Source organism: Haloplanus litoreus, from assembly GCF_045690335.1.
In the GTDB taxonomy this organism is placed as follows: Archaea; Halobacteriota; Halobacteria; order Halobacteriales; family Haloferacaceae; genus Haloplanus; species Haloplanus litoreus.
This window is the reverse complement of the sequence record NZ_CP147874.1, coordinates 99,660-119,202: the sequence shown is the minus strand read 5'-3', so window position 1 is coordinate 119,202 and position 19,543 is coordinate 99,660. Positions and strand designations below refer to the sequence as shown.

At 63.6% G+C, this 19,543-nt stretch carries 14 protein-coding genes, 1 tRNA gene and 3 pseudogenes; 15 read left to right on the top strand and 3 right to left on the bottom strand.

Annotated elements, in window-relative coordinates:
- Positions 1-4 precede the first annotated feature (4 nt).
- Positions 5-337 carry a hypothetical protein gene (locus tag V8686_RS00660; protein ID WP_379701881.1) on the top strand — a complete coding sequence of 111 codons (333 nt, stop codon included), beginning with the start codon at positions 5-7 and terminating at the stop codon, positions 335-337.
- Positions 338-566: 229 nt separating this feature from the next.
- Positions 567-1,052: an Lrp/AsnC family transcriptional regulator gene (locus V8686_RS00655; RefSeq protein ID WP_379701880.1), complete on the top strand. Its 486-nt coding sequence runs from the start codon at positions 567-569 to the stop codon at positions 1,050-1,052.
- A gap of 46 nt (positions 1,053-1,098) precedes the next feature.
- Here the strand turns inward: V8686_RS00655 and V8686_RS00650 are convergent.
- Positions 1,099-1,323 (bottom strand): annotated as a pseudogene (locus V8686_RS00650) (amidohydrolase family protein); the annotation flags it as partial.
- Between the two features lie 776 nt (positions 1,324-2,099).
- Here V8686_RS00650 and V8686_RS00645 point away from each other — a divergent pair.
- The 5 genes from V8686_RS00645 to V8686_RS00625 all read left to right on the top strand — a co-directional run bounded on the left by V8686_RS00645 (position 2,100) and on the right by V8686_RS00625 (position 10,175).
- On the top strand, positions 2,100-3,584 hold the full coding sequence (locus V8686_RS00645; RefSeq protein ID WP_379701878.1) for a proton-conducting transporter transmembrane domain-containing protein: 1,485 nt from the start codon (positions 2,100-2,102) through the stop codon (positions 3,582-3,584).
- Positions 3,574-5,979, top strand: coding sequence for a DUF2309 domain-containing protein (locus V8686_RS00640; RefSeq protein WP_379701876.1), 2,406 nt, complete (start codon positions 3,574-3,576; stop codon positions 5,977-5,979). The genes V8686_RS00645 and V8686_RS00640 overlap by 11 nt, the downstream gene beginning before the upstream one ends.
- A 469-nt stretch (positions 5,980-6,448) precedes the next feature.
- Positions 6,449-7,369, top strand: a complete 921-nt coding sequence (locus tag V8686_RS00635; RefSeq protein ID WP_379701875.1) for a serine/threonine-protein kinase RIO2 — start codon at positions 6,449-6,451, stop codon at positions 7,367-7,369.
- 126 nt (positions 7,370-7,495) lie between these two features.
- Positions 7,496-8,086: a 50S ribosomal protein L15e gene (locus V8686_RS00630; protein ID WP_379701874.1), complete on the top strand. Its 591-nt coding sequence runs from the start codon at positions 7,496-7,498 to the stop codon at positions 8,084-8,086.
- A 226-nt stretch (positions 8,087-8,312) separates the two neighbouring features.
- On the top strand, positions 8,313-10,175 hold the full coding sequence (locus tag V8686_RS00625; RefSeq protein WP_379701872.1) for an aldehyde ferredoxin oxidoreductase family protein: 1,863 nt from the start codon (positions 8,313-8,315) through the stop codon (positions 10,173-10,175).
- Positions 10,176-10,181: 6 nt separating this feature from the next.
- Here the strand turns inward: V8686_RS00625 and V8686_RS00620 are convergent, their stop codons facing one another.
- Positions 10,182-10,577 (bottom strand): hypothetical protein, encoded by a 396-nt coding sequence (locus tag V8686_RS00620; RefSeq protein WP_379701870.1) that lies wholly within the window; start codon positions 10,575-10,577, stop codon positions 10,182-10,184.
- A 271-nt stretch (positions 10,578-10,848) separates the two neighbouring features.
- Here V8686_RS00620 and V8686_RS00615 point away from each other — a divergent pair, with 271 nt between their 5' ends.
- The 7 genes and pseudogenes from V8686_RS00615 (at position 10,849) to katG (ending at position 17,839) form a co-directional block, all read left to right on the top strand.
- Entirely contained in the window at positions 10,849-11,217 is a 369-nt protein-coding gene (locus V8686_RS00615; RefSeq protein WP_379701868.1) for a UPF0175 family protein, read from the top strand.
- Positions 11,214-11,717, top strand: coding sequence for a twitching motility protein PilT (locus V8686_RS00610; RefSeq protein ID WP_379701866.1), 504 nt, complete (start codon positions 11,214-11,216; stop codon positions 11,715-11,717). Before V8686_RS00615 ends, V8686_RS00610 begins: the two co-directional genes overlap by 4 nt.
- A gap of 82 nt (positions 11,718-11,799) precedes the next feature.
- Positions 11,800-12,246 (top strand): annotated as a pseudogene (locus tag V8686_RS00605) (IS1096 element passenger TnpR family protein); the annotation flags it as partial.
- Positions 12,247-12,297: 51 nt separating this feature from the next.
- A pseudogene (locus V8686_RS00600) lies at positions 12,298-13,967 on the top strand (transposase).
- Positions 13,968-14,281: 314 nt separating this feature from the next.
- Positions 14,282-15,094: an SAMP-activating enzyme E1 gene (ubaA, locus tag V8686_RS00595; RefSeq protein ID WP_379701865.1), complete on the top strand. Its 813-nt coding sequence runs from the start codon at positions 14,282-14,284 to the stop codon at positions 15,092-15,094.
- A gap of 54 nt (positions 15,095-15,148) precedes the next feature.
- Positions 15,149-15,221 (top strand) — tRNA-Pro (locus tag V8686_RS00590).
- Positions 15,222-15,697: 476 nt separating this feature from the next.
- Positions 15,698-17,839 carry a catalase/peroxidase HPI gene (gene katG / locus V8686_RS00585; RefSeq protein ID WP_379701863.1) on the top strand — a complete coding sequence of 714 codons (2,142 nt, stop codon included), beginning with the start codon at positions 15,698-15,700 and terminating at the stop codon, positions 17,837-17,839.
- A gap of 445 nt (positions 17,840-18,284) precedes the next feature.
- Here the strand turns inward: katG and V8686_RS00580 are convergent, their stop codons facing one another.
- Positions 18,285-18,776, bottom strand: a complete 492-nt coding sequence (locus V8686_RS00580) for a hypothetical protein (protein ID WP_379701861.1) — start codon at positions 18,774-18,776, stop codon at positions 18,285-18,287.
- Positions 18,777-18,961: 185 nt separating this feature from the next.
- On the opposite strand from V8686_RS00580, the gene V8686_RS00575 reads away from it, so the two are divergent.
- Positions 18,962-19,531, top strand: a complete 570-nt coding sequence (locus V8686_RS00575; protein WP_379701859.1) for a hypothetical protein — start codon at positions 18,962-18,964, stop codon at positions 19,529-19,531.
- The last annotated feature ends 12 nt before the right edge of the window (positions 19,532-19,543 follow it).

Here is a 19,543-nt window from a genome sequence, read left to right as displayed (position 1 = left end):
GGGAATGCCCGACACGAAAGAGGGGCGGGAGGAGCAAGCCCGCCACGAAGTGAAGCGCCAGGTGCGACGGGACGTCGACGAGGCACGCGAACGCGCCGACGAAGCCGAACCACCCGAGGAACGGCCGATCACGTGTCATCGCCGCGGGTGCAACGAGCCCGCGCAGTTCGTCGTGACCGAACGCTACCAGGAGGACACCGGCCACGGTGCCGTCACGGCGGCGGCGTACCTCTGTCCGGAGCACACCGACGAGGAGAGCCCCACGAACCTGGACGGCGCCTACGACGACTACGTGTTCCGCGTCGACCCCCTCCCCGAGCCACCGGAGGAGTCCTGACGACGCTCCCTTTCGCCGACGCCCGGGCGGTGTGTGCGTCGATCGTTAGACGCTGCGATCGGCACTCTCAATGCATCGGTCATGTACGCCGGAGAGTCTCTCGCTACGGCCGCACGTCGATCGGTATTCACGCACGATATCCCTCCGTTAGGCGGCCGAGTACAGAGAACTCGACGGCGTACCCGAGCAACATCAAAAGGTAAAGTGCCTCTGTCTCGGATACGCTGGTATGGCTGACGAGGAGATCGACGACGTGGACAAAGCGATCCTGTATGCACTCCAGGAAGACGCTCGAAACATGTCGTCCGGAGACATCGCGAAGCGAACCGGTACCTCGGACAGTACCGTCCGCAAGCGCATCCAGCGTCTCGAATCCGACGGCGTAATCAAAGGATACAGCGCCAACGTCGATTATCAAAAATCGGGCTATCCGCTCCGAATGTTGCTCTACTGTACCGCTGCGATACCCGAACGTAGCGACCGTATCCCCGATATTCTGGAACTTGATGGTGTCGTATCAGTCCAAGAGTTGGTCACCGGCGAACAGAATCTTCTCGTGACTGCTGTCGGCGAGACGGACAGCGACATCACGCCCGTCGCACAGGAACTCCTCGATATGGGACTCACCGTTGCTGACGAAGTTCTCGTTCGAACCCACGCGACGACACCGTTCGGCAAGTTCGATTCCCAGGATCACACAGCGGACGATCCCTAAACGAGAGCGTGTTTGATCTCCAGTTCAGCGTAATTCAAGGTGGAGCCTCCGACCTCCGGAGCGAGCGAAGTGAGCGAGCGGGGTAGTTTACACCGTCCGACGGTGCCACTGCCTCGTTGAGTGACAGCCCGACAGCCGCTTCTTTTGCATCGGAATCCCCCAGATGCGTGTGGGCGTTGACGAACGCCGGCAGTATGGTGTCGGTCGATGTGAGTTCCGTCTTCTCGATGTTCTCCACCCGACCCTCCCCAACGGCGATGCGTCCACGGATCGGTTCGAACGACCGCCCGACGAGGACGGCCCCTGAGAGTTCTTCCGTACCAACTCAGATACGGATATGGGCTCTTGAACGAATATATCGAACGTTCCGGTACTATCCTCCCGATTCAAAGCCAGATTAGTCATAGCGGATCGATGAGCGACCTCGATGCGGCTGAACGGAAGTGGCATGGCTTACGACGAACGGGGACGATATCGAACCAGTCATCGAGTCAGTCCAGGGCTGGACCGAATCTCGGAGAGAGTGGGGGGAATAGCTCGGCTACCCGGGCGGCCATCGCCGTCTCGTGTTCGGTGAGCGACTGTAGCCGGGAGCCGCTATGACCGGTCGACGCTACCCGGAACGTCGCCGAGGTTCGGACGCTCGGGAATCAGATGTGGGACCAGTACGAAGACCGGGTGGGACTGGACAGCAACATCGAACACCTCGAAACGTAGCACGACCTCACAGCGGTACTCGTTGTCGGACAGACGAGGTGTCTGGTTCTCGAAAACGCGTACGACCGGTGGACTGCGCCGGATCCAGAGCCACTCGTAGGCGTCGACGCGTCGGTACAGGTCGCAAGCCTACTGACCTCCCCCCCGCTCCCGGGTGTCCAACCGCAGACTCTGCGAAACCATACTGTTCTATAATGAGTAATTTGCGAACAGTTTGTGAATATAGATAAGTTTAATAGGTGTTCTGTTCTCAAAGGTGGCAAAGAACGACCAGAAACGGATTCCGGGCTGGTCCCGGGTACCGGGATGGGTCGTACGATGGGCCGAACGATGTCAGGACGCACCTCGAAACCGACGGTCGGAGCACTCCCGGACACGGCGGTGGAATCACCGTCCGTGCCCGTTGCACTAACGTGGCTCGTGTGGTCGCTGTTCGCCGCGAGTATCGCCACCCTCGTTGCACGAGTCCGGCTCGGTGGTGCGTGGGAGGTTTCCGGTGTGGTCGCCGTCGATGGCCTGACCGTTCTGATGTGGGTGGTGGTCACCTTCTTTAGCGGTATCGTTCACAGTTACTCGCGCCGCTACATGGCTGGTAGCGCCCACGAGAACGGCTTCTTCCTCGCCGTGTTCGGTTTCACGGTCGCTGTGATGGGGCTCGTCGCGGCCGACCACGTCGCGCTGTTCTGGCTGCTCTGGCTGACGATGGGTCTACTGATGGCGAAACTCGTCGGCGTCGTCGACGGCTGGAATCAGGCACGGGCCGCCGCGAGCGTCGCCCGCAAGTACTTCCTCACCAGCAGCGCGTTCCTCGGCGTCGCACTGACCGCGCTGTGGTGGGCGAGCGGCGCGACGACGGTTTCCGGTATCGCCGCGGCCGCCGACGATCTTGGAGGGGTACTGTGGATAGTCGCCGCCGTCGCGCTCGTCCTCGCGGCGACGATTCAGTCCGCACTCGTCCCGTTCCACAACTGGCTGCTCTCCTCGATGACCGCCCCGACGCCCGCCTCGGCGCTGATGCACGCTGGCTTCGTCAACGCGGGTGGAATCCTGCTGATCCGTTTCGCCCCGGTCGTGACCGTCGACGCCACCCTCATGCTCGGTATCGTGATCGTCGGTGCGACGAGTGCCTTGCTCGGAAAGCTGCTCAAAGCCCTCCAGTCGGACGTCAAGACCGAATTGGGCTGCTCCACGGTCGGACAGATGGGCTTCATGATTATGCAGGCTGGTCTCGGCTTCTTCGGGGCCGCTCTCACCCACCTCATCCTGCACGGTTTCTACAAGGCGTATCACTTCCTCAGCGCGGGCGGACGGGTCGAGCGCACCAGTCCGACCGAGAGCGAAACTCGTGGGACGAGTATCGCAGGCGCCGCAGTCGTCCTCGTGACTGGACTTGCGGGTGGTGCGCTGTTCGCAGTTCTCACCGGGAAGGGCACGAGTGTCGACAGCGGGGTCCTGCTCGTGTTGTTCGTCGTGCTCACTACGCTGCACGCAGCCCGCAGCGCCGTCGAGCACACCTCGATTCCGGCGGCGGCCCGCTACAGCGCGGTCCCGCTGGTCTTCATCCCGGCCATCACCGTCTACGCACTCGTCTACGAGGCTGTCTCGAGTGTCCTGTCCGGGCTTCCGGTCGTCGCAGCCCCGACCGAACTGAGCGCGCCCCACGTGTTCGTCGCCGTCGTCTTCCTCGCCGTCTACGTCGTGATTGAGGCTGGGGTCCACGAACGCAGCCAGCGCCTCTACGTCGCGCTGTTGAACGCGAGTCAGCCCGCTTCCAGTACTGTGTTGACCGCCACGGAGGAATACAATGAGTACTGAACAGACCGTCGAAGAGAGCATCGACAAAGCAGTGACCACCGTCGGGTCGGTCTGGCCGATTCACTCGTTCGTGACGGCCAACCCGCTCTCGGGCTTCGAGGATATGCCGTTCAACGAGGCCGTCACCCAGGCTGCGGATCTTCTGGGCGGTCGCGGCTATCCAAGCACGGAGACGTTCCAGGCGGCTCTCGATGACGGGCAGATTGACCCCGAAATACTCGATTCGGAACTGGCCGAGCACGGCTACGAGAGCGACCCCGAAACCCTGCTGGAACGCATGGACACCAGCGTCGAGTCGGAGCGCTCGAACACCGACGCCGAGCGGATCGACCACGTGCTGACGAAGTGGCTGTCGGCGTTCCTCGACGAAGGGCAGGCGCAGTGGTCGATGCCGAACCGCGAGGACGGGTTCTACAGCGCCTTTCGGTCGGTGGCCGCGTACGATGGCCAGATTCCCGACGACGGGGTCGTCGCCGACTTGCCGAAGTCGCCGATCGAGGCCATCGAGTCCGTGCTGAGGCCGTCTCCCGAGAGCCAGTTGGTGCCCATCTTCGAGGAGCAGTTCGCCGCGCTCCCCGGGTGGGTCGGCTTCATCAAACAGCGCGCTGCCGACGACGGCGCGTGGCAGTCCACGTTCCCCATCACGCTCGAGGGTTATCTCGCGGTTCGCCTCGCGCTGCTCGACGCCTTCGGTGTCGATATCGACCCGTCGACCAGCCTCGACAGCGCCGAGGCCGGGGCGGCCGACGAACTCGCGGAAGCGTTTCTGAGTGCGTGGGAAGCGAGTTACCGCAGTGACGTCGTCGAGCGCGTCGCCGCCGAGAGCGCGGCCCTCGACGACAGCGACCCCTCCGGTCGCCCGGACGCGCAACTGGTCTTCTGTATCGATACGCGGTCGGAGATCATCCGCCGTCACATCGAGGAGACTGGCGACTACGAGACCTACGGCTACGCTGGCTTCTTCGGTATCCCGATGGAATACCAGAGATACGATTCCGAGGTGTCGGTCGACGCCTGTCCCCCTATCCTCGATTCGCAGCACCGCATCTCCGAGATTCCGACCGACAGGGACACGCAGGCGAGTCACGACCGCTGGTCGAGTCTCCGCGAGGCCGCGAGCGAGGTGGTCGAAACGCTGAAAACGAACCCTGCCACCGCCTTCGGCTTCGTCGAGAGCGCTGGCAGTGGGTACGGGCTGGCGCTTGCGGCCCGCACGCTCGTTCCCGGTCGCGTCCACGACCTGCTCGAAACCGCCGACGACGCGGTGCCCGATAACCACGAGTTCTGTGAGCAGACCGTCCATCATCAGCACGCCTATGTGGGTGATCTTCCCGTGGGACTGACCCACGAGGAGCAAGTCGAATACGCCGCGACCGCCTTCGAGCTGATGGGCTGGGACGAATTTAGTCGACTCGTCGTTTTCACCGGCCACGCCAGTGAGACGGCCAACAACCCTTTCGACTCGAGTCTGGACTGTGGTGCCTGTGCCGGCAACCCCGGCGGCCCGAGTGCCCGCGTCCTGGCGGCGATCAGTAACGACGAGGCTGTCAAGGCCGAACTTCGCGACCGTGGGTTCGACATCCCCAAAGACACGGTCTTCGTCGCCGGCCAGCACAACACGACGACCGACGAGGTGGATCTGTTCGCCGACGACGTGCCCGAGAGCCACGCGGACGATCTCGACCAGTTGCGCGCAGACCTCGCGGCCGCTCGTGAAAACGCGACCGCCGAGCGCGCCGAGTCGATGGGGGCCGACGGCTCGATGGGCGTCAGTGCGACGGAACGCCGTGCCGCCGACTGGGCCGAAACGCGTCCCGAGTGGGGGCTGGCTGGCAACGCGGGCTTCGTCGTCGGCCCCCGCGAACTGACGAGCGACCTCGATCTCGACGGCCGCGCCTTCCTCCACTCGTATGATTGGTCGGCGGACCCTGACGCCGACGCGCTCGAAGCGGTCCTCACGGGTCCTCTGGTCGTCACTCAGTGGATCAATGCTCAGTACTACTTCTCGACAGTCGACAACGCCGTCTACGGCAGCGGGTCGAAGGTAACCCAGAACCCAATCGGCAACATCGGTGTCTACCAGGGCAACGGCGGCGACCTGATGACCGGTCTTCCCCTCCAGTCGCTGATGGCCGCCGACGACAAACCGTACCACCAGCCGCTCCGCCTCTCGACGGTCGTCCACGCGCCGGTCGAGCGCGTCACCGGCGTCCTGGCCGACCACGAAGAGGTGACCGAACTGCTGGACAACGACTGGCTCTCGCTCACTGTCGTCGACCCGACCCAGGACCACCGCGCGTTCCACTACGAGGCGGAATTGGAGTGGATACCACGGTCCGAACGGACCGAAGCACACCCAAAGATGCCGAACGCTCCCGCTGTTGCGGACGACTAACCGATCCACATTCGTATCGGACAAACGTCGGTGGACTGTTCTGACGCCCCGATGCCACGAATTCGACTTTCTCCGATTCTCTTTCCGGCACGGTGGCTCCGACGAAGGCCTCACGAAGAGGCGCCTTTCGGCGCGTTCCCGGAGAACCAGCCACAGTTGGCCAGTCCGACTCACCACCACGCCGACCGGCAGCTCCGTTGATGCGCTTCAGACGGATCTCAGAACCAGCGCGGCGATGGTTCACACATGGGGGCTCCCACTCGATCGATCAACTCGTCCGCCAGTGTGGTCGTTCGTGGCCTAACCCGTGGTTCTTGGATGATTTCCCCTACCTACTATCCGCTGTCTTTTGATTGGTCGCAGTCCACCTTCCGACCCCGTGAACGTCGGCGACCATCGTTTGCTATCGCGGCATACAGTTTACGACCCGACGCGGGGGGCTTTTGTCCCTCGCGCGCGGAGTCGAGGTATGGTCGAAAACGTCGCCCGCGTGGTGGCCGATCTCGATCCCGAGGACTTCTATCTCCTCTCGGGCGTCGAGCAGGGGATGCGGTTCAGCGAGTGGGTCAACCGCGGGAAACTGCCGGAATACGCCGATCTGACGCCGGAGGAGGTGGACTATCGGCTGGATCGCTGTATGAAACGCGACCTGATCGAGCGCCGGACCATCCAGTACGAGGGGTACCAGCTCACCTTCGAGGGCTACGACGTGTTGGCCCTGCACACCTTCGCGGAGCGAGACACCATCGAGGGCGTGGGTGCACCGCTCGGCGTCGGCAAGGAAAGCGACGTGTACGAGGTGCAGTCCTACCGACCGCTGGCGCTGAAGTTCCACCGCGAGGGCTACACCAACTTCCGGGAGGTGAACCGCGAACGCGAGTACACCGCGGACCACCACCACGTCTCGTGGCTCTACACCGCACGCAAGGCGGCCGAACGGGAGTACGAGGCGCTCGAAACGCTGTATCCCGACGTGTCGGTTCCGCGCCCGGTCGATCACAACCGCCACGCCATCGTGATGGCGAAGTTCGAGGGCGTCGAACTCGCGCGTGCGAAACTCGACGACGAACAGGTCGTGGCGGTCCTCGATCTCGTCCTCGAGGAGGTGACGAGCGCCTACGACGCGGGGTTGATCCACGCCGACCTCAGCGAACACAACGTCGCCATCGCGTCCTCGGGGATCACGATCTTCGACTGGCCCCAGTCGGTGCCGACTGACCACGAGAACGCCCCGGAGCTGCTGGAACGCGACGTCTCCAACCTGATCGGGTTCTTCGCGCGGAAGTACCCCGCCGTCGTCCCCGACGTGGACGCCGCGGGCGTCGCGGACGCCGTCGCCGCGGGGACCTTCGAGACAGTTCGGGAGTTCGCGACGAGTCGAAGTTCTTAACCGCTACCGACCGGTAGCCCCGGTAACTCGCTGGTCGACGGGCCTCCAGTGGGCACCCGACTCGTCGGGACGACATGTGGCTCGCCACTCGGCGACGCTGAATCGCAAGCGCCCGTGGTGACACCCATGGCACGAAGCTTCTACTCGCACATCCGCGACGCGTGGCAGGACCCCGACGACGGGGCCCTCGCCGAACTGCAGTGGCAACGAAAACAGGAGTGGCGCGATCAGGGCGCTATCGAACGCATCGAGCACCCGACCCGCCTCGACAAGGCGCGAAACCTGGGCTACAAGGCCAAACAGGGAATCGTCGTGGTCCGGACTTCCGTCCGTAAGGGTGGGGCCCGGAAGCGACGGTTCAAGGCTGGTCGACGCTCGAAGCGACAGGGCGTCAACCGACTCGGTCGCCGGAAGAGCATCCAGCGTATCGCCGAGGAGCGCACCTCCCGCAAGTACCCCAACCTCCGCGTGCTCAACTCCTACTGGGTCGGGGAGGACGGCTCGCAGAAGTGGCACGAAGTGATCCTCGTGGATCCGGAGCACCCCGCCATCCAGGCCGACGACGACCTGAACTGGATCTGTGACGACTCCCACAAGGGGCGCGCGTTCCGCGGCAAGACCAGCGCCGGCCGCAAGGGTCGCGGTCAGCGCGGACGCGGCAAGGGAACCGAACACACCAGACCCAGCATCGGCGGCGACCGGCGCCGCGGCAAGTAACGCCCTCTCTTTCCCGTTCTCTTCCGTCGACGAGCCACGGCCCTCTCGTCTCGTCTCGTCATAAACTGTATACCGCGATACCGAATGCATCCCGTTCCGGGCGGGGCGGCCCACGATCCGTCGCCACCGGCAAAGGATTAGTGTGGGGAGGTCGGACACTCCCTCATGTCACAGATCACGACCATGGCCGACCGGTGGGCCGATGCGCCGGTGGGAGCGTAGTGTGATGGACCTGCCAGCCGTCTACGGCGGCGAGAGCCTTCACGTCCGCCTCGATTCGGGCGAGAGTGACCGTGAGTCAATCGACTCGGCGGACGCTCGGCGGTTCCTCGGCGGCAACGGGTTCGCCGCCAAGGCGGTCCACGACCACGTGCCCGCCGACGCCGACCCGTTCGACCCAGAGAACGTCGTCGCGTTCACCGTCGGGCCGATGAACGGCACGCCCTTCCAGTCGACGAGTCGCGGCGTCGTCGGCTTCGTCAGCCCGCAGACGAACGGCTTCTTCGACAGCACCTTCGGCGGCACGTTCCCCCGCGCTCAGAAGACGACGGGTTTCGAATCCGTCGTCCTCCACGGCACCGCGGCCGAACTCTCCTACGTCCTGGTCGACGAGGACGGCGCGGCGGTGGTCCCGGCGACGGACCTCGCGGGTCTCGACACCTACGAGACGTGTGCCGAGGTGGAGACGCGGGTCGCGGAGGACGACGGCGTCGACGCCGACGACGTCCACGTCGTCGCCGCCGGTCCGGCGGGCGAGAACCTGGTGCGCTACGCCTGCCTGCTTCACGACTCCGAGATGCGCGAGGGAGTCGCGGGCCGTGGTGGCGCGGGCGCCGTTCTCGGCTCGAAGAACGTCAAGGCGGTGGCCGTGGTCGAAGGCTCGTTCCGCCCCGAACCGGCCGACGACGGCGACCTTCGCGACCTCGTTGGCGGGCGGATGGGTCCACTGATGCAGGAGACGGAGATGCTCCAGAACTACGGGACCAGCGGTCTCGTCAACCCGATCAACGAGATGGGGAAACTCGGCCGGCGGAACAATCGGGTCGAACAGGCCTCCCGCGAGAGGGCCGAGGCGATCAGCGGCGAGCGCATTCGCGAGGAGTACGTCACCGAGGACACCACGTGTGCGAACTGTGCGGTCGCCTGCGGCAAACACGTCACCGTCGAGAGCGAGGGGGTCACCGACGGAAAGATCCCGGAGTTCGAGAGCCTCTTCGGCACCGCGACGATGACCGACGTCTTCGACGTCGAACGCGTGATGAAGGCAAACGACCTGTGTGATCGTCTGGGGATGGACACCATCTCCTGGGGCGTCTCCGTCGCGTTCGCCCGCGAGTGCTACGACGAGGGGCTGTTGACCGACGAGGACTCCCCACACCTCGCCTTCGGCGATGCCGACGGCCTGGTCGAACTCGCGCGGAAGACCGCCCATCGCGAGGGATTCGGTGATCGCCTCGCCGAGGGCTCGTTCCGTCTCGCGGCCGAGTTAGACGAGGAAGCCGAACGCTATCTCCACGGCGTCAAAGGACTGGAGTTCGCGGCCCACTCCCCTCGCGGTCTGAAAGGGATGAGCATCGGCTACGCCACCGCCACCCGAGGCGGCTCACACCACGACACTCGGCCAACCCTGCAGTACGAGGGCGAACACGCCGAGACTACGGAGGGAACGCCCGAGTTCGCCGCCCGCACCCAACATTTCACCGCGCTCGGCGACTCACTCACCCAGTGTCGCTTCGTGAGCGAAGGCGGCTGGGGGAAACGCGTCACCGACCGCTACCGCGACGCCATCAACGCCGCGACGGGGTGGGAGCTTTCGACCGACGAAGTCGAACGCATCGGCGAGCGCATCTACAACCTCGAACGCCTCATCAACGTCGAGCGCGGCGTCGCGCGCCGCGAGACGGATACGCTCTCCCATCGAGTGATGCACGAGCCCATCCCCGAGGGACCGAGCGAGGGGATGTACTGCCCGCCGGACGAACTCGACGCGATGCTGGACGAGTACTACGCGTTCCGTGGGTGGGACGACGATGGCGTCCCCACCGCGGAACGTCTCGACGCACTCGATATGGCGGGTCTGGCGGACTGAGACGAGCTACGCCGGTCCTTCCCGGTACCCCGTGAGTACCCACGCGCCCAGTGCGACGGCGGCCGCGACGAAGACGAACACCCAGAACGCCACCCACGCACCGAGGCCGACGCTCCCGGTTCGAACCGCTGCGGCGACGCCGGCCACTCCCGCGAGGACGAACGGCGTCAGGAAGGGCAGGTCGGTCCACTCGCCGCCCGCGTTGTGGTACTCGACTGCGTACCCCCAGACGTTGCCGACGGTAAACTGGAACAGGACGAGACCGAACAGTCCCGAGAGGAGCGCGCGAAACGCCGTCCGCTGGGTGACCGCGTCGGCGCGCAACAGGGACACCCCCGTGCCGGTCAGGAGGACGACGACCATCAGGGCGTGCCACGGACGCAGGTGATCGCGGAGGGCCATACTGCTCACTCACTCGCCCGCGCAAAGAGGGTCGGGGTGGCGTCTCACCACCCCGTCGCGTCGCCCACGCGCGTCGCGGCCCGGTCCATCGGCGTCGCACGCCCGCCGACGCGGTCGGTCCGAACGGCCACTGCTCGCCGCACCGGGCGGTGCGTCGCCCCCGCCGTTCGAACCGGTCCGTCGGGCCAGAAGTTGAGCCCGGCCTTCTCAATGCATATGGCAGTCTGGCGTAGTTCATAAATAGTATGAAGCCGTAATCTCGGATAGAACGATGGCACGGATCACCGGCTCCTACCCAGAGGACCTCGACTTACTCATTGAGGGTGCTGTCGAGGCTGGTGTGTTCGCGGGCAAGAGCGATGCGTTGCGCGAGTTCGTGCGTGAATACTTCGAGAACCACGAGAACGAGCGGATTGCAGCTGCGGTCACCCTCTACGAACGCGAGCGGATCACACTCGGTGATGCTGCGAGACTCGCTGCTGTCGACCGTTGGACGATGCGGGATATCCTCCGTGAACACGGTGTTGAACTTCGCCTCGGGCTCGTTGACGAAGACGACGCAGCCTACGAGGTAGAGGCAGCACGCGAACTCGAATTCGATGATGAAGACTCGGACGACGAGGCGCCGCCTGCGAAATGACAGGTGATGGAATTCCAGCGAACCCGAGCGTCCTGAACACGACTGTTCTCTCGAACTTCGCGTATATCGATCAGTTGTGGATTGTTGCAGGACTCTCTGGAATCTGTACAGTGCCGGTCGTTCGCGAGGAACTCGAACACGGCGTTGGTGATCATCCGTATCTTCAATCCGCACTCGGTACACTCGACGACGAGATTCCAGTCGTACCAATTTCGGAGACGGTCGCAAACAGAGAGGCTGTCGTCAGTGACCATCTCGATGCCGGCGAGGCCCAAGCGTTTGCCTTAGCGGACGCACACGGCCGTCTGCTGACCGATGACGGGGATGCTCGATCGTTCGCCAAAGAACAGGGCGTGACCGTTGTTGGGTCGGTGGGCGTGCTCCTTGCCGCGATCAATGCTGGGAAGATTACGGAGCAGACTGCTGATGAATGGCTCTCAACGTGGATTGATGAGATCGGCTACTACGTGCCCTATCGAAACATCAAAGGGTATCGATAACTTGTCAGCGGGCAGATTCACTCCGTACGGGGGCTGATAATCGATGATTTCACGCATTTCCGTACGGGAATGAGATGCAAGGATGACCGCGCACCGCTTTCGAGTCAAATTCGCCCCCGATCCGACGTCGCTGTGGCGGGACATCGTCGTTGGTGCAGACAGAACGATCGCTGAATTCCAGTCGGCGATCAACCCTGCAGTCGGTCTCGATCAGAGCCATCTCTGGTTCGTCGGCATTGATGAAGACTACTGGGATAGCGAGGTCAAGTATCAGTGTCGGCGGGAATACGAGCAGTCGCATGGCGGTAGTCCAAGACTTCGAACCGAGCGACTGGAGAATGCGAGCGAGGTGACCCTCGGTGAGATGGCTCGACAGTTGGACCTCGAACAGTACGACCGCATCTGCTACCTCTACGACTACGGCGATGAGTGGCGCTTCTACGCTATCTTGAAAGACGTCCTCGACGACGAACCAAGTGATACGGAACCAGCGGTTGTGAATACCGAGGGAGAATCGATCGATCAGTATGGCTCATCAAGAGAGCGGCGTTTTTGAGCGAGCCGTGTTCAGCGTCTCGTAGTGACTACAACTCCTGAGTCTCGCCGAACTGTCTTTCGGCGGATTTCCCACCGACCACACGTCGGTTGGCCAGTATACGATGCGACGCCGCTGTACGATCGAAGCTCGCTCGATGGGCTGGAATCAGATATCAGGATTGTCTCGCAGACCTGGTTCAGACACGACTGTCATGAGTCGGTCGAGAACTTCGTCTGCTTACTCCCGCTAGCGTACTTCAAATTCGATACGCATGACCGCTACGCAGGGTCGAACCGCTACGAGATGGATACCCTCTTTCGCGTGTTTGTCCTGATGGAGTGTCACGGGTGGGATCATGAGACAGCACTCGTCGAGTACCTCGAGTGTTGTCCAGAACTCTGCGAGCAATTGGGGCTGGAGACAGTGCCGGACCAATCGACGCTGTGGCGCAGTTGGCACGAACGGTTCAGTGTCGAGCTTCGCAGTACAGTCGAGACAGTTTCCCGGACGATTCTCATCAAGGCCCAGAATGCAAGTGTTTCGGTCCCACGCGACCCTGAGCGTAAGCTCCGTTATCGGAACAACGACGACGAGGATTCGACACCTGACGAGCAACGCGTCTTGGAGCGGGCGGAAGCGATCACGGACCACGTCAGCCGAATTGTCTTCCCGGCGTTCTCGCTGGATCGAGGAGAGGGATGTGAGATCCACGAGAACGCCGACTGGAGCTTGTAGACGTATCTGGGGCTCCGTGAGAATCTAGCCGCTAGCGCTCGTAGTTTCACCTACGAGTCGACTCGTGAGCGAACGCCGTTAGGTCACTCCCATCGAGAACACATTTGTGACCTCTCCATCGCGGAGATTCGCGAGATGTACCGACAAGCCGTTAATAGGCTCCTGAACGAGGTCGCGGAGACGGAGCAGTTCTTCCGAGCCGGAATCATTGCCATCGACATTACTGAAGCTATCCCTTCACCGGCGATAGAACGGGCCACGAAGACGAAATCATCGGCACGACGGAGAAAACTGACGAGTACGCCTACCAGTGGGCGACAGTCCAATTAGTCGGCAACGCCGTCCCGATCGTCCTTGACGCGCGGCCAGTCCGGAAGGGTGAGTCCCGCTTAGAGATCGTCAAGGACCTCTTGGATTCTGCCGAGGAGCTGGTTCACGTCGATAACGTACTGATCGATCGGGAGTTCGACAGTCAGCACGTCTTGGAGATGCTCAGCCAGTGTGGCTTGTCGTACGTCGTGCCCAAGCGGATGCAGACCCGCGAGAAAGCGCAGGCCAGGCGCCTCCTCAAACGGGGAAAGGACCGATACGAAACTGACTGGAAGTTGCATCTCGGCAAGAACGAATGGCATGAGACGACGCTGATCTATCGCCGGAGACAGGACTCCGAGCACGACGATCATCGGCAGTACTCGGTGTTTATGACGAATCGCAGTAGTGGGTTCCTTACCGAGTACGGCTATCGCTGGGAGATCGAGAGCGGGTACAAATCTATCAAGCGGTTCATGGCTACGACAACCTCGAAGAATTTTGGGCTACGATTCTTCTACTTCGCGTTCGCGTGTCTCCTGTACTCTATCCGGCGAGCAGTGGCTCTGCTCGTACAGGTCGAATTGACTGGTGAGTATGAACATTCACCGCTGATTACAGCGGACAACACGCTGACGCTGCTGAAGAAGGAGACAGGAATCGGGTAGTGAGGTGATCTGTTCGGGTTAGCGCGCCGTCTGAGTGGCTACACTGCTGGAAGTCTCGAAAATTCACCCATATGATTGGTAGTATGATGGGAAGGGCCGTTTGGAGAGCGATCTGAGGAAGTTTCCGCTGACCGAATCGGTCAAATTCACGCATTATAGACCCGCTATACCCACTGTAGTCTCAACTTCCCGGTCGTCGGGCGATTTCGTAGGTTGCCGGGCGATTTCGTATCGTGACATACGGTTCACGGCGGCCGGGGGCAGCCACGCACGGACGGCACGGATTTATCCACCTCGCTCTCCGAGGGGGGTGTATGAGTGGCCTCTCGCTCGACGCTACGCAACTGGATCGCTACTCCCGGCACATCATCATGGACGAGGTGGGGCCGGAGGGACAGAAGCGGCTGCTGGATTCGAGCGCGCTCGTCGTCGGGGCCGGCGGTCTGGGCGCGCCGGTTATCCAGTATCTCGCGGCGGCGGGCGTGGGTCGGATCGGCATCATCGACGACGACGTAGTCGAGCGGTCGAACCTCCAGCGACAGGTGATCCACGGGGACGGCGACGTTGGTCGCCCCAAAGTCGAGAGCGCACGGGATTTCGTCGCGACGCTCAACCCCGACGTCGACGTCGACGCCTACGAGACCCGCCTCGACCGGGACTCCGCAGACGTACTCGAGGACTACGACGTCGTCGTCGACGCCTCCGACAATTTCCCCACGCGCTATCTGGTCAACGACTCCTGTCGACTCGCCGGGATTCCCGTCTCCCACGGCGCCATCTACAAGTTCGAGGGCCAGGTGACGACGCTCCGTCCCGACGGCCCCTGTTATCGGTGCCTGTTCCGCGAGGCGCCCGAACCCGGAACCGTTCCCGACTGCGCGACGACGGGCGTCCTCGGCGTCCTCCCCGGTACCGTCGGCTGCATCCAGGCCACCGAAGCCGTCAAGCTCCTGTTGGGCGCCGGCGAGCCTCTGGTCGGCCGGATGCTCTTCTACGACGCGATGGATATGAGCTTCGAGACGGTGCCCTACGCGAAAGACCCCGACTGTCCCGTCTGTGGCGACGATCCGATTGACTCCATCGACGACATCGAGTACGTCGATGGGTGTGCGATCGGTGCCGACTGAGCCGTGCCAGCCGAACGAAATCCTTTAGCGCCCGCGTGGTGGACGTTGAACCGAGGGACCGTGGGTTAGCCTGGTATACTTCGGGCCTTGGGTGCCCGTGACCCCGGTTCGAATCCGGGCGGTCCCATTTTTGTGCGACGAACGCACGTGAGGAGCCAGAAATAAACAGCGCACAGTTCGAACCCGGTGAGACCGAGCGAAGCGAGGTCTCGATTTGGTGCGAATCCGGGCGGTCCCATACCCACTTTTTGCTCGGTCGTTTCACTCCCTCACAAAAATGTGGGGAAAAACCGCAGGGAAGGATTCGAATCCCGGTGGTCCCATACCACTTTTTGCTCGGTCGCTTCGTCGCCGGCGCTCCGCGCCGGCTACTCGAGGGGGCTTCGGTCCCTCGTAAGCATCTGGAACTCCCTCCGAACGGCGAGCGTCCGCCGCGAGCGCATCGAAATCATCCCGAAGTGATACATTCTGGCGGACGCGACGAATCCCCGCCCGAATCCACGACTGACAAAATTCATAAACTCGATAGATTGCTTGGGCTGTAGCGAAACTTCGTTACTGAATTAGACAATCTTAACACGTGAAAGCAGCAATTACTCACTGATGAATGGGTCCAATCAGGATTGGTGGCCGAATCGGCTGAAGCTGGGTATTCTCGACCAGAACGCCCGCCAGGTCGACCCGATGGGTGAGGATTTCGACTACGCGGAGGAGTTCGAGAAGCTCGACTTCGACGCCGTGAAGGCGGACATCGAAGAGCTGATGACGACGTCGCAGGACTGGTGGCCGGCTGATTACGGCCACTACGGGCCACTCTTCATTCGGATGGCGTGGCACAGCGCCGGGACGTACCGCACGACCGACGGCCGCGGCGGCGCGTCCGGCGGTCGGCAGCGTCTCGCGCCCCTCAACAGTTGGCCCGACAACGCGAACCTCGACAAGGCGCGCCGACTGCTCTGGCCGGTCAAGCAGAAGTACGGCCGCAAGCTCTCGTGGGGGGACCTGCTGGTCCTCGCCGGGAACGTCGCCCTGGAGTCGATGGGCTTCGAGACGTTCGGCTTCGCCGGCGGGCGCGAAGACGACTTCGTCCCCGACGAGTCCGTCGACTGGGGCCCCGAGGACGAGATGGAAGCGTCCGAGCGCTTCGACGAGGAGGGAGAACTCGAGGACCCGCTCGGCGCCACCGTGATGGGCCTCATCTACGTGAATCCGGAGGGACCGGACGGACAGCCGGATCCCGAGGCGTCCGCGAAGAACATTCGACAGTCGTTCGACCGCATGGCGATGAACGACGAGGAGACGGCCGCGCTCATCGCCGGTGGGCACACGTTCGGGAAGGTCCACGGTGCCGCCGACCCCGACGAGCACGTCGGTCCCGAGCCCGAAGCGGCGCCAATCGAGCAGCAGGGTCTCGGCTGGGAGAGCGAGTACGGGTCCGGCAAGGGTCCCGATACGATCACCAGCGGGATCGAGGGTCCGTGGAACACCACGCCGACGATGTGGGACACCTCCTACATCGACAACCTGCTGAACCACGAGTGGTGGCCCGAGAAGGGTCCCGGCGGCGCCTGGCAGTGGACCACGGAGAACGGCGAACTGGACGACGCCGCCCCCGGTGTACAGGACCCGTCGGACCACGAAGACGTGATGATGCTGACGACGGACATCGCCCTGAAGCGGGACCCGGACTACCGGGAGATCCTCGAGCGCTTCCAGGAGAACCCGCGTGAGTTCCAGGAAACCTTCGCGAAAGCGTGGTACAAGCTGATCCACCGCGATATGGGCCCGCCGTCTCGGTTCCTCGGCCCGGAGGTTCCCGACGAGGAAATGCTGTGGCAGGATCCCCTCCCCGACGCCGACTACGACCTGATCGGGGACGAAGAGGCCGCCGAACTCAAAGAAGCGATCCTCGATTCGGAGCTGTCGGTTTCGCAGTTGGTCAAGACGGCCTGGGCGTCGGCGTCGACCTACCGCGACAGCGACAAGCGCGGCGGCGCGAACGGGGCCCGCATCCGCCTCGAACCGCAGAAGAACTGGGAAGTGAACGAACCGGCGGAACTGGAGACGGTCCTCGACACCCTCGAAGGGGTTCAAGAGGAGTTCAACGGCTCGCGGTCCGACGGGACGCGAGTCTCGCTCGCCGACCTGATCGTCCTGGGTGGCAACGCGGCCGTCGAGCAGGCGGCCGCGGACGCCGGCTACGACGTGGAAGTTCCGTTCGAGCCGGGACGCGTCGACGCCAGCCAGGAACAGACCGACGTCGAATCGTTCGAGGCGCTCAAGCCGAGGGCGGACGGGTTCCGTAACTACCTCCCGGCCGACCTCGACCGCTCGGCGGAGGAACTGCTGGTGGACAAGTCGGAACTGCTGAACCTGACGGTGCCCGAAATGACGGTGCTGGTCGGCGGTATGCGAGCGCTGGACGCGAACTACCAGAGCTCCGACCTCGGCGTCTTCACCGACCAGCCGGAGACGCTGACCAACGACTTCTTCGTGAACCTGCTCGGCATGGACACGGAGTGGGAGCCGTCCTCGGACTCCGAACAGGTGTTCGAGGGGTACGACCGTGAGACGGGGGAGCTCGAGTGGAAGGGCTCCCGCGTCGACCTCATCTTCGGTTCGCACTCCCGGCTTCGGGCCGTCGCGGAAGTCTACGGAAGCGACGACGCGGAGGAGAAGTTCGTGCAGGACTTCGTTGACACGTGGCACAAAGTGATGAGCCTCGACCGCTTCGACCTCGAGTGAGCTGAGAGTTTCCGGACGGGATGGGCGACGTCTCGACGGCGGGTCGCCACGGTTTCCGTCCGGTCTCACGAACGAGTCGGAAGAGTCCCGAAGGTAGTGGCGCGGCGCGTTCCGTCATCGCCGCGTTTGCTTGCGCCTATCGCACGCACTTTCGCGACCGGGCGCGTAGTTACTCACGAGGATTACTACCCCGCTCCACGTCGACCCACCGACTGCGGTTGGGGACGACACGGCGACGTCTGGGCGGCGGGCCGGATAGGTCGCGTCCCACGCGAACGATTCGACGGTCGGACGCGAGCGCATTACCGTCCCGACGGATTCGGTGCGAACGTCATGGCTCCGACTGCCACCATCGCCGCCGGAATCGCTCGCCGATCGAGACGGCCACCGGAGGTGTCTGACCGTGCGTTCCCCGCTTCCGACCGATCGACTCGTGGCGTTCGCCCTAGCCGGTGCGCTGGTGACTGCCCTCGTCGCCCTCGGCCTCGCCGTCCCCGGCATCGGCTTCGCGTCCCTTTCGGACGGCGACGACGCCACGTCGTCGGCCACGGGGGCGACACCCGTCGCCGACGATGTGCCCACGCCCAAGCCGAAGTTCACGCCGGTCGTCGAAACCCAGTCCGGCTACGGGGAGGACGAACACGAGGACGATGGCGAAGACGACGAACACGACTAGGCCGGCGAGGATGAGCAGCGCCGCGCCGTGTTCGAGCACCTCGACGACGGGGTACGAGCGGGACGGGAGCAGGACGTTCTCCATGAAGACGATCAGTCCGTACACCGCGAACAGCAGGTACCCGACGGTCACGACGAGCATCCGGCGTGCGTGCTCCCGCCGCCACGAGAGGTAGCTGAACCCCGCGAGTGCCGCCCCGACGACGAAGATGCCGAGACTGACGTACTGCTCGAGCAGTTGGGCGAACGTGGCGGGGGTCATCCACCTCGGCCGACCGGCGTCGCGTCGACGCGTCTCCGGGGAGTCATACGTCCGGCCGGTCGTGCGGACGGCGAAAAAGGGTTGTCGTCCAGCCGTCGAATCCACCGCCAGCACCGCCGCGAACACGGCGCGCGTTCGTCACGAGACACAAGTGGTTAGTCCCTCCCCGCCGACTCGGCGACCGGATGCCCTCCACCCGACAGCTCACCCGCTTCGGGAGCGCAGCCGCCGTCCTCGCCGGCGCGCTCTCGCTCGCGGCACCCGTCGCTGCACAGTCCCCGATACCGTCCGAGTTCGGCATCGGAAGCCGTCTCGCCGTCCGCTTCGGCGTAGCCTTGCTCATCAACCTCGTCCTCGGCGGCTTACTCGTCGCTCTCGCACCGGACTACGCCCGGAAGACCGTGGGTGCCATCCGTGACGACCCCGGAAGCGCCTTCCTCTGGGGTCTCCTCGTCGGCATCGCCGTCCCCATCGGACTGGTGCTGGTGGCGCTCACGATCATCGGCCTCCTGATCACCATCCCGGGACTGCTGTTTCTCGCCGTCCTCGGCATCGTCGGCAACGCCGTCACCATCTGCTGGATCGGGGCGCTCCTGACCGGCGACGCCGTCGACGCGGCGGCCGTCGGCGCCGGTGCGTTCGTGCTGGCACTCGTCGCCGCCGTCCCGGTTCTCGGTAACCTCGCGACGACCCTCGTCGGCTTCTTCGGCCTGGGTGTCGTCGGGCGGGACCTCTACCGGTCCTGGCAGGGGTAGTGTGGCCGGAGC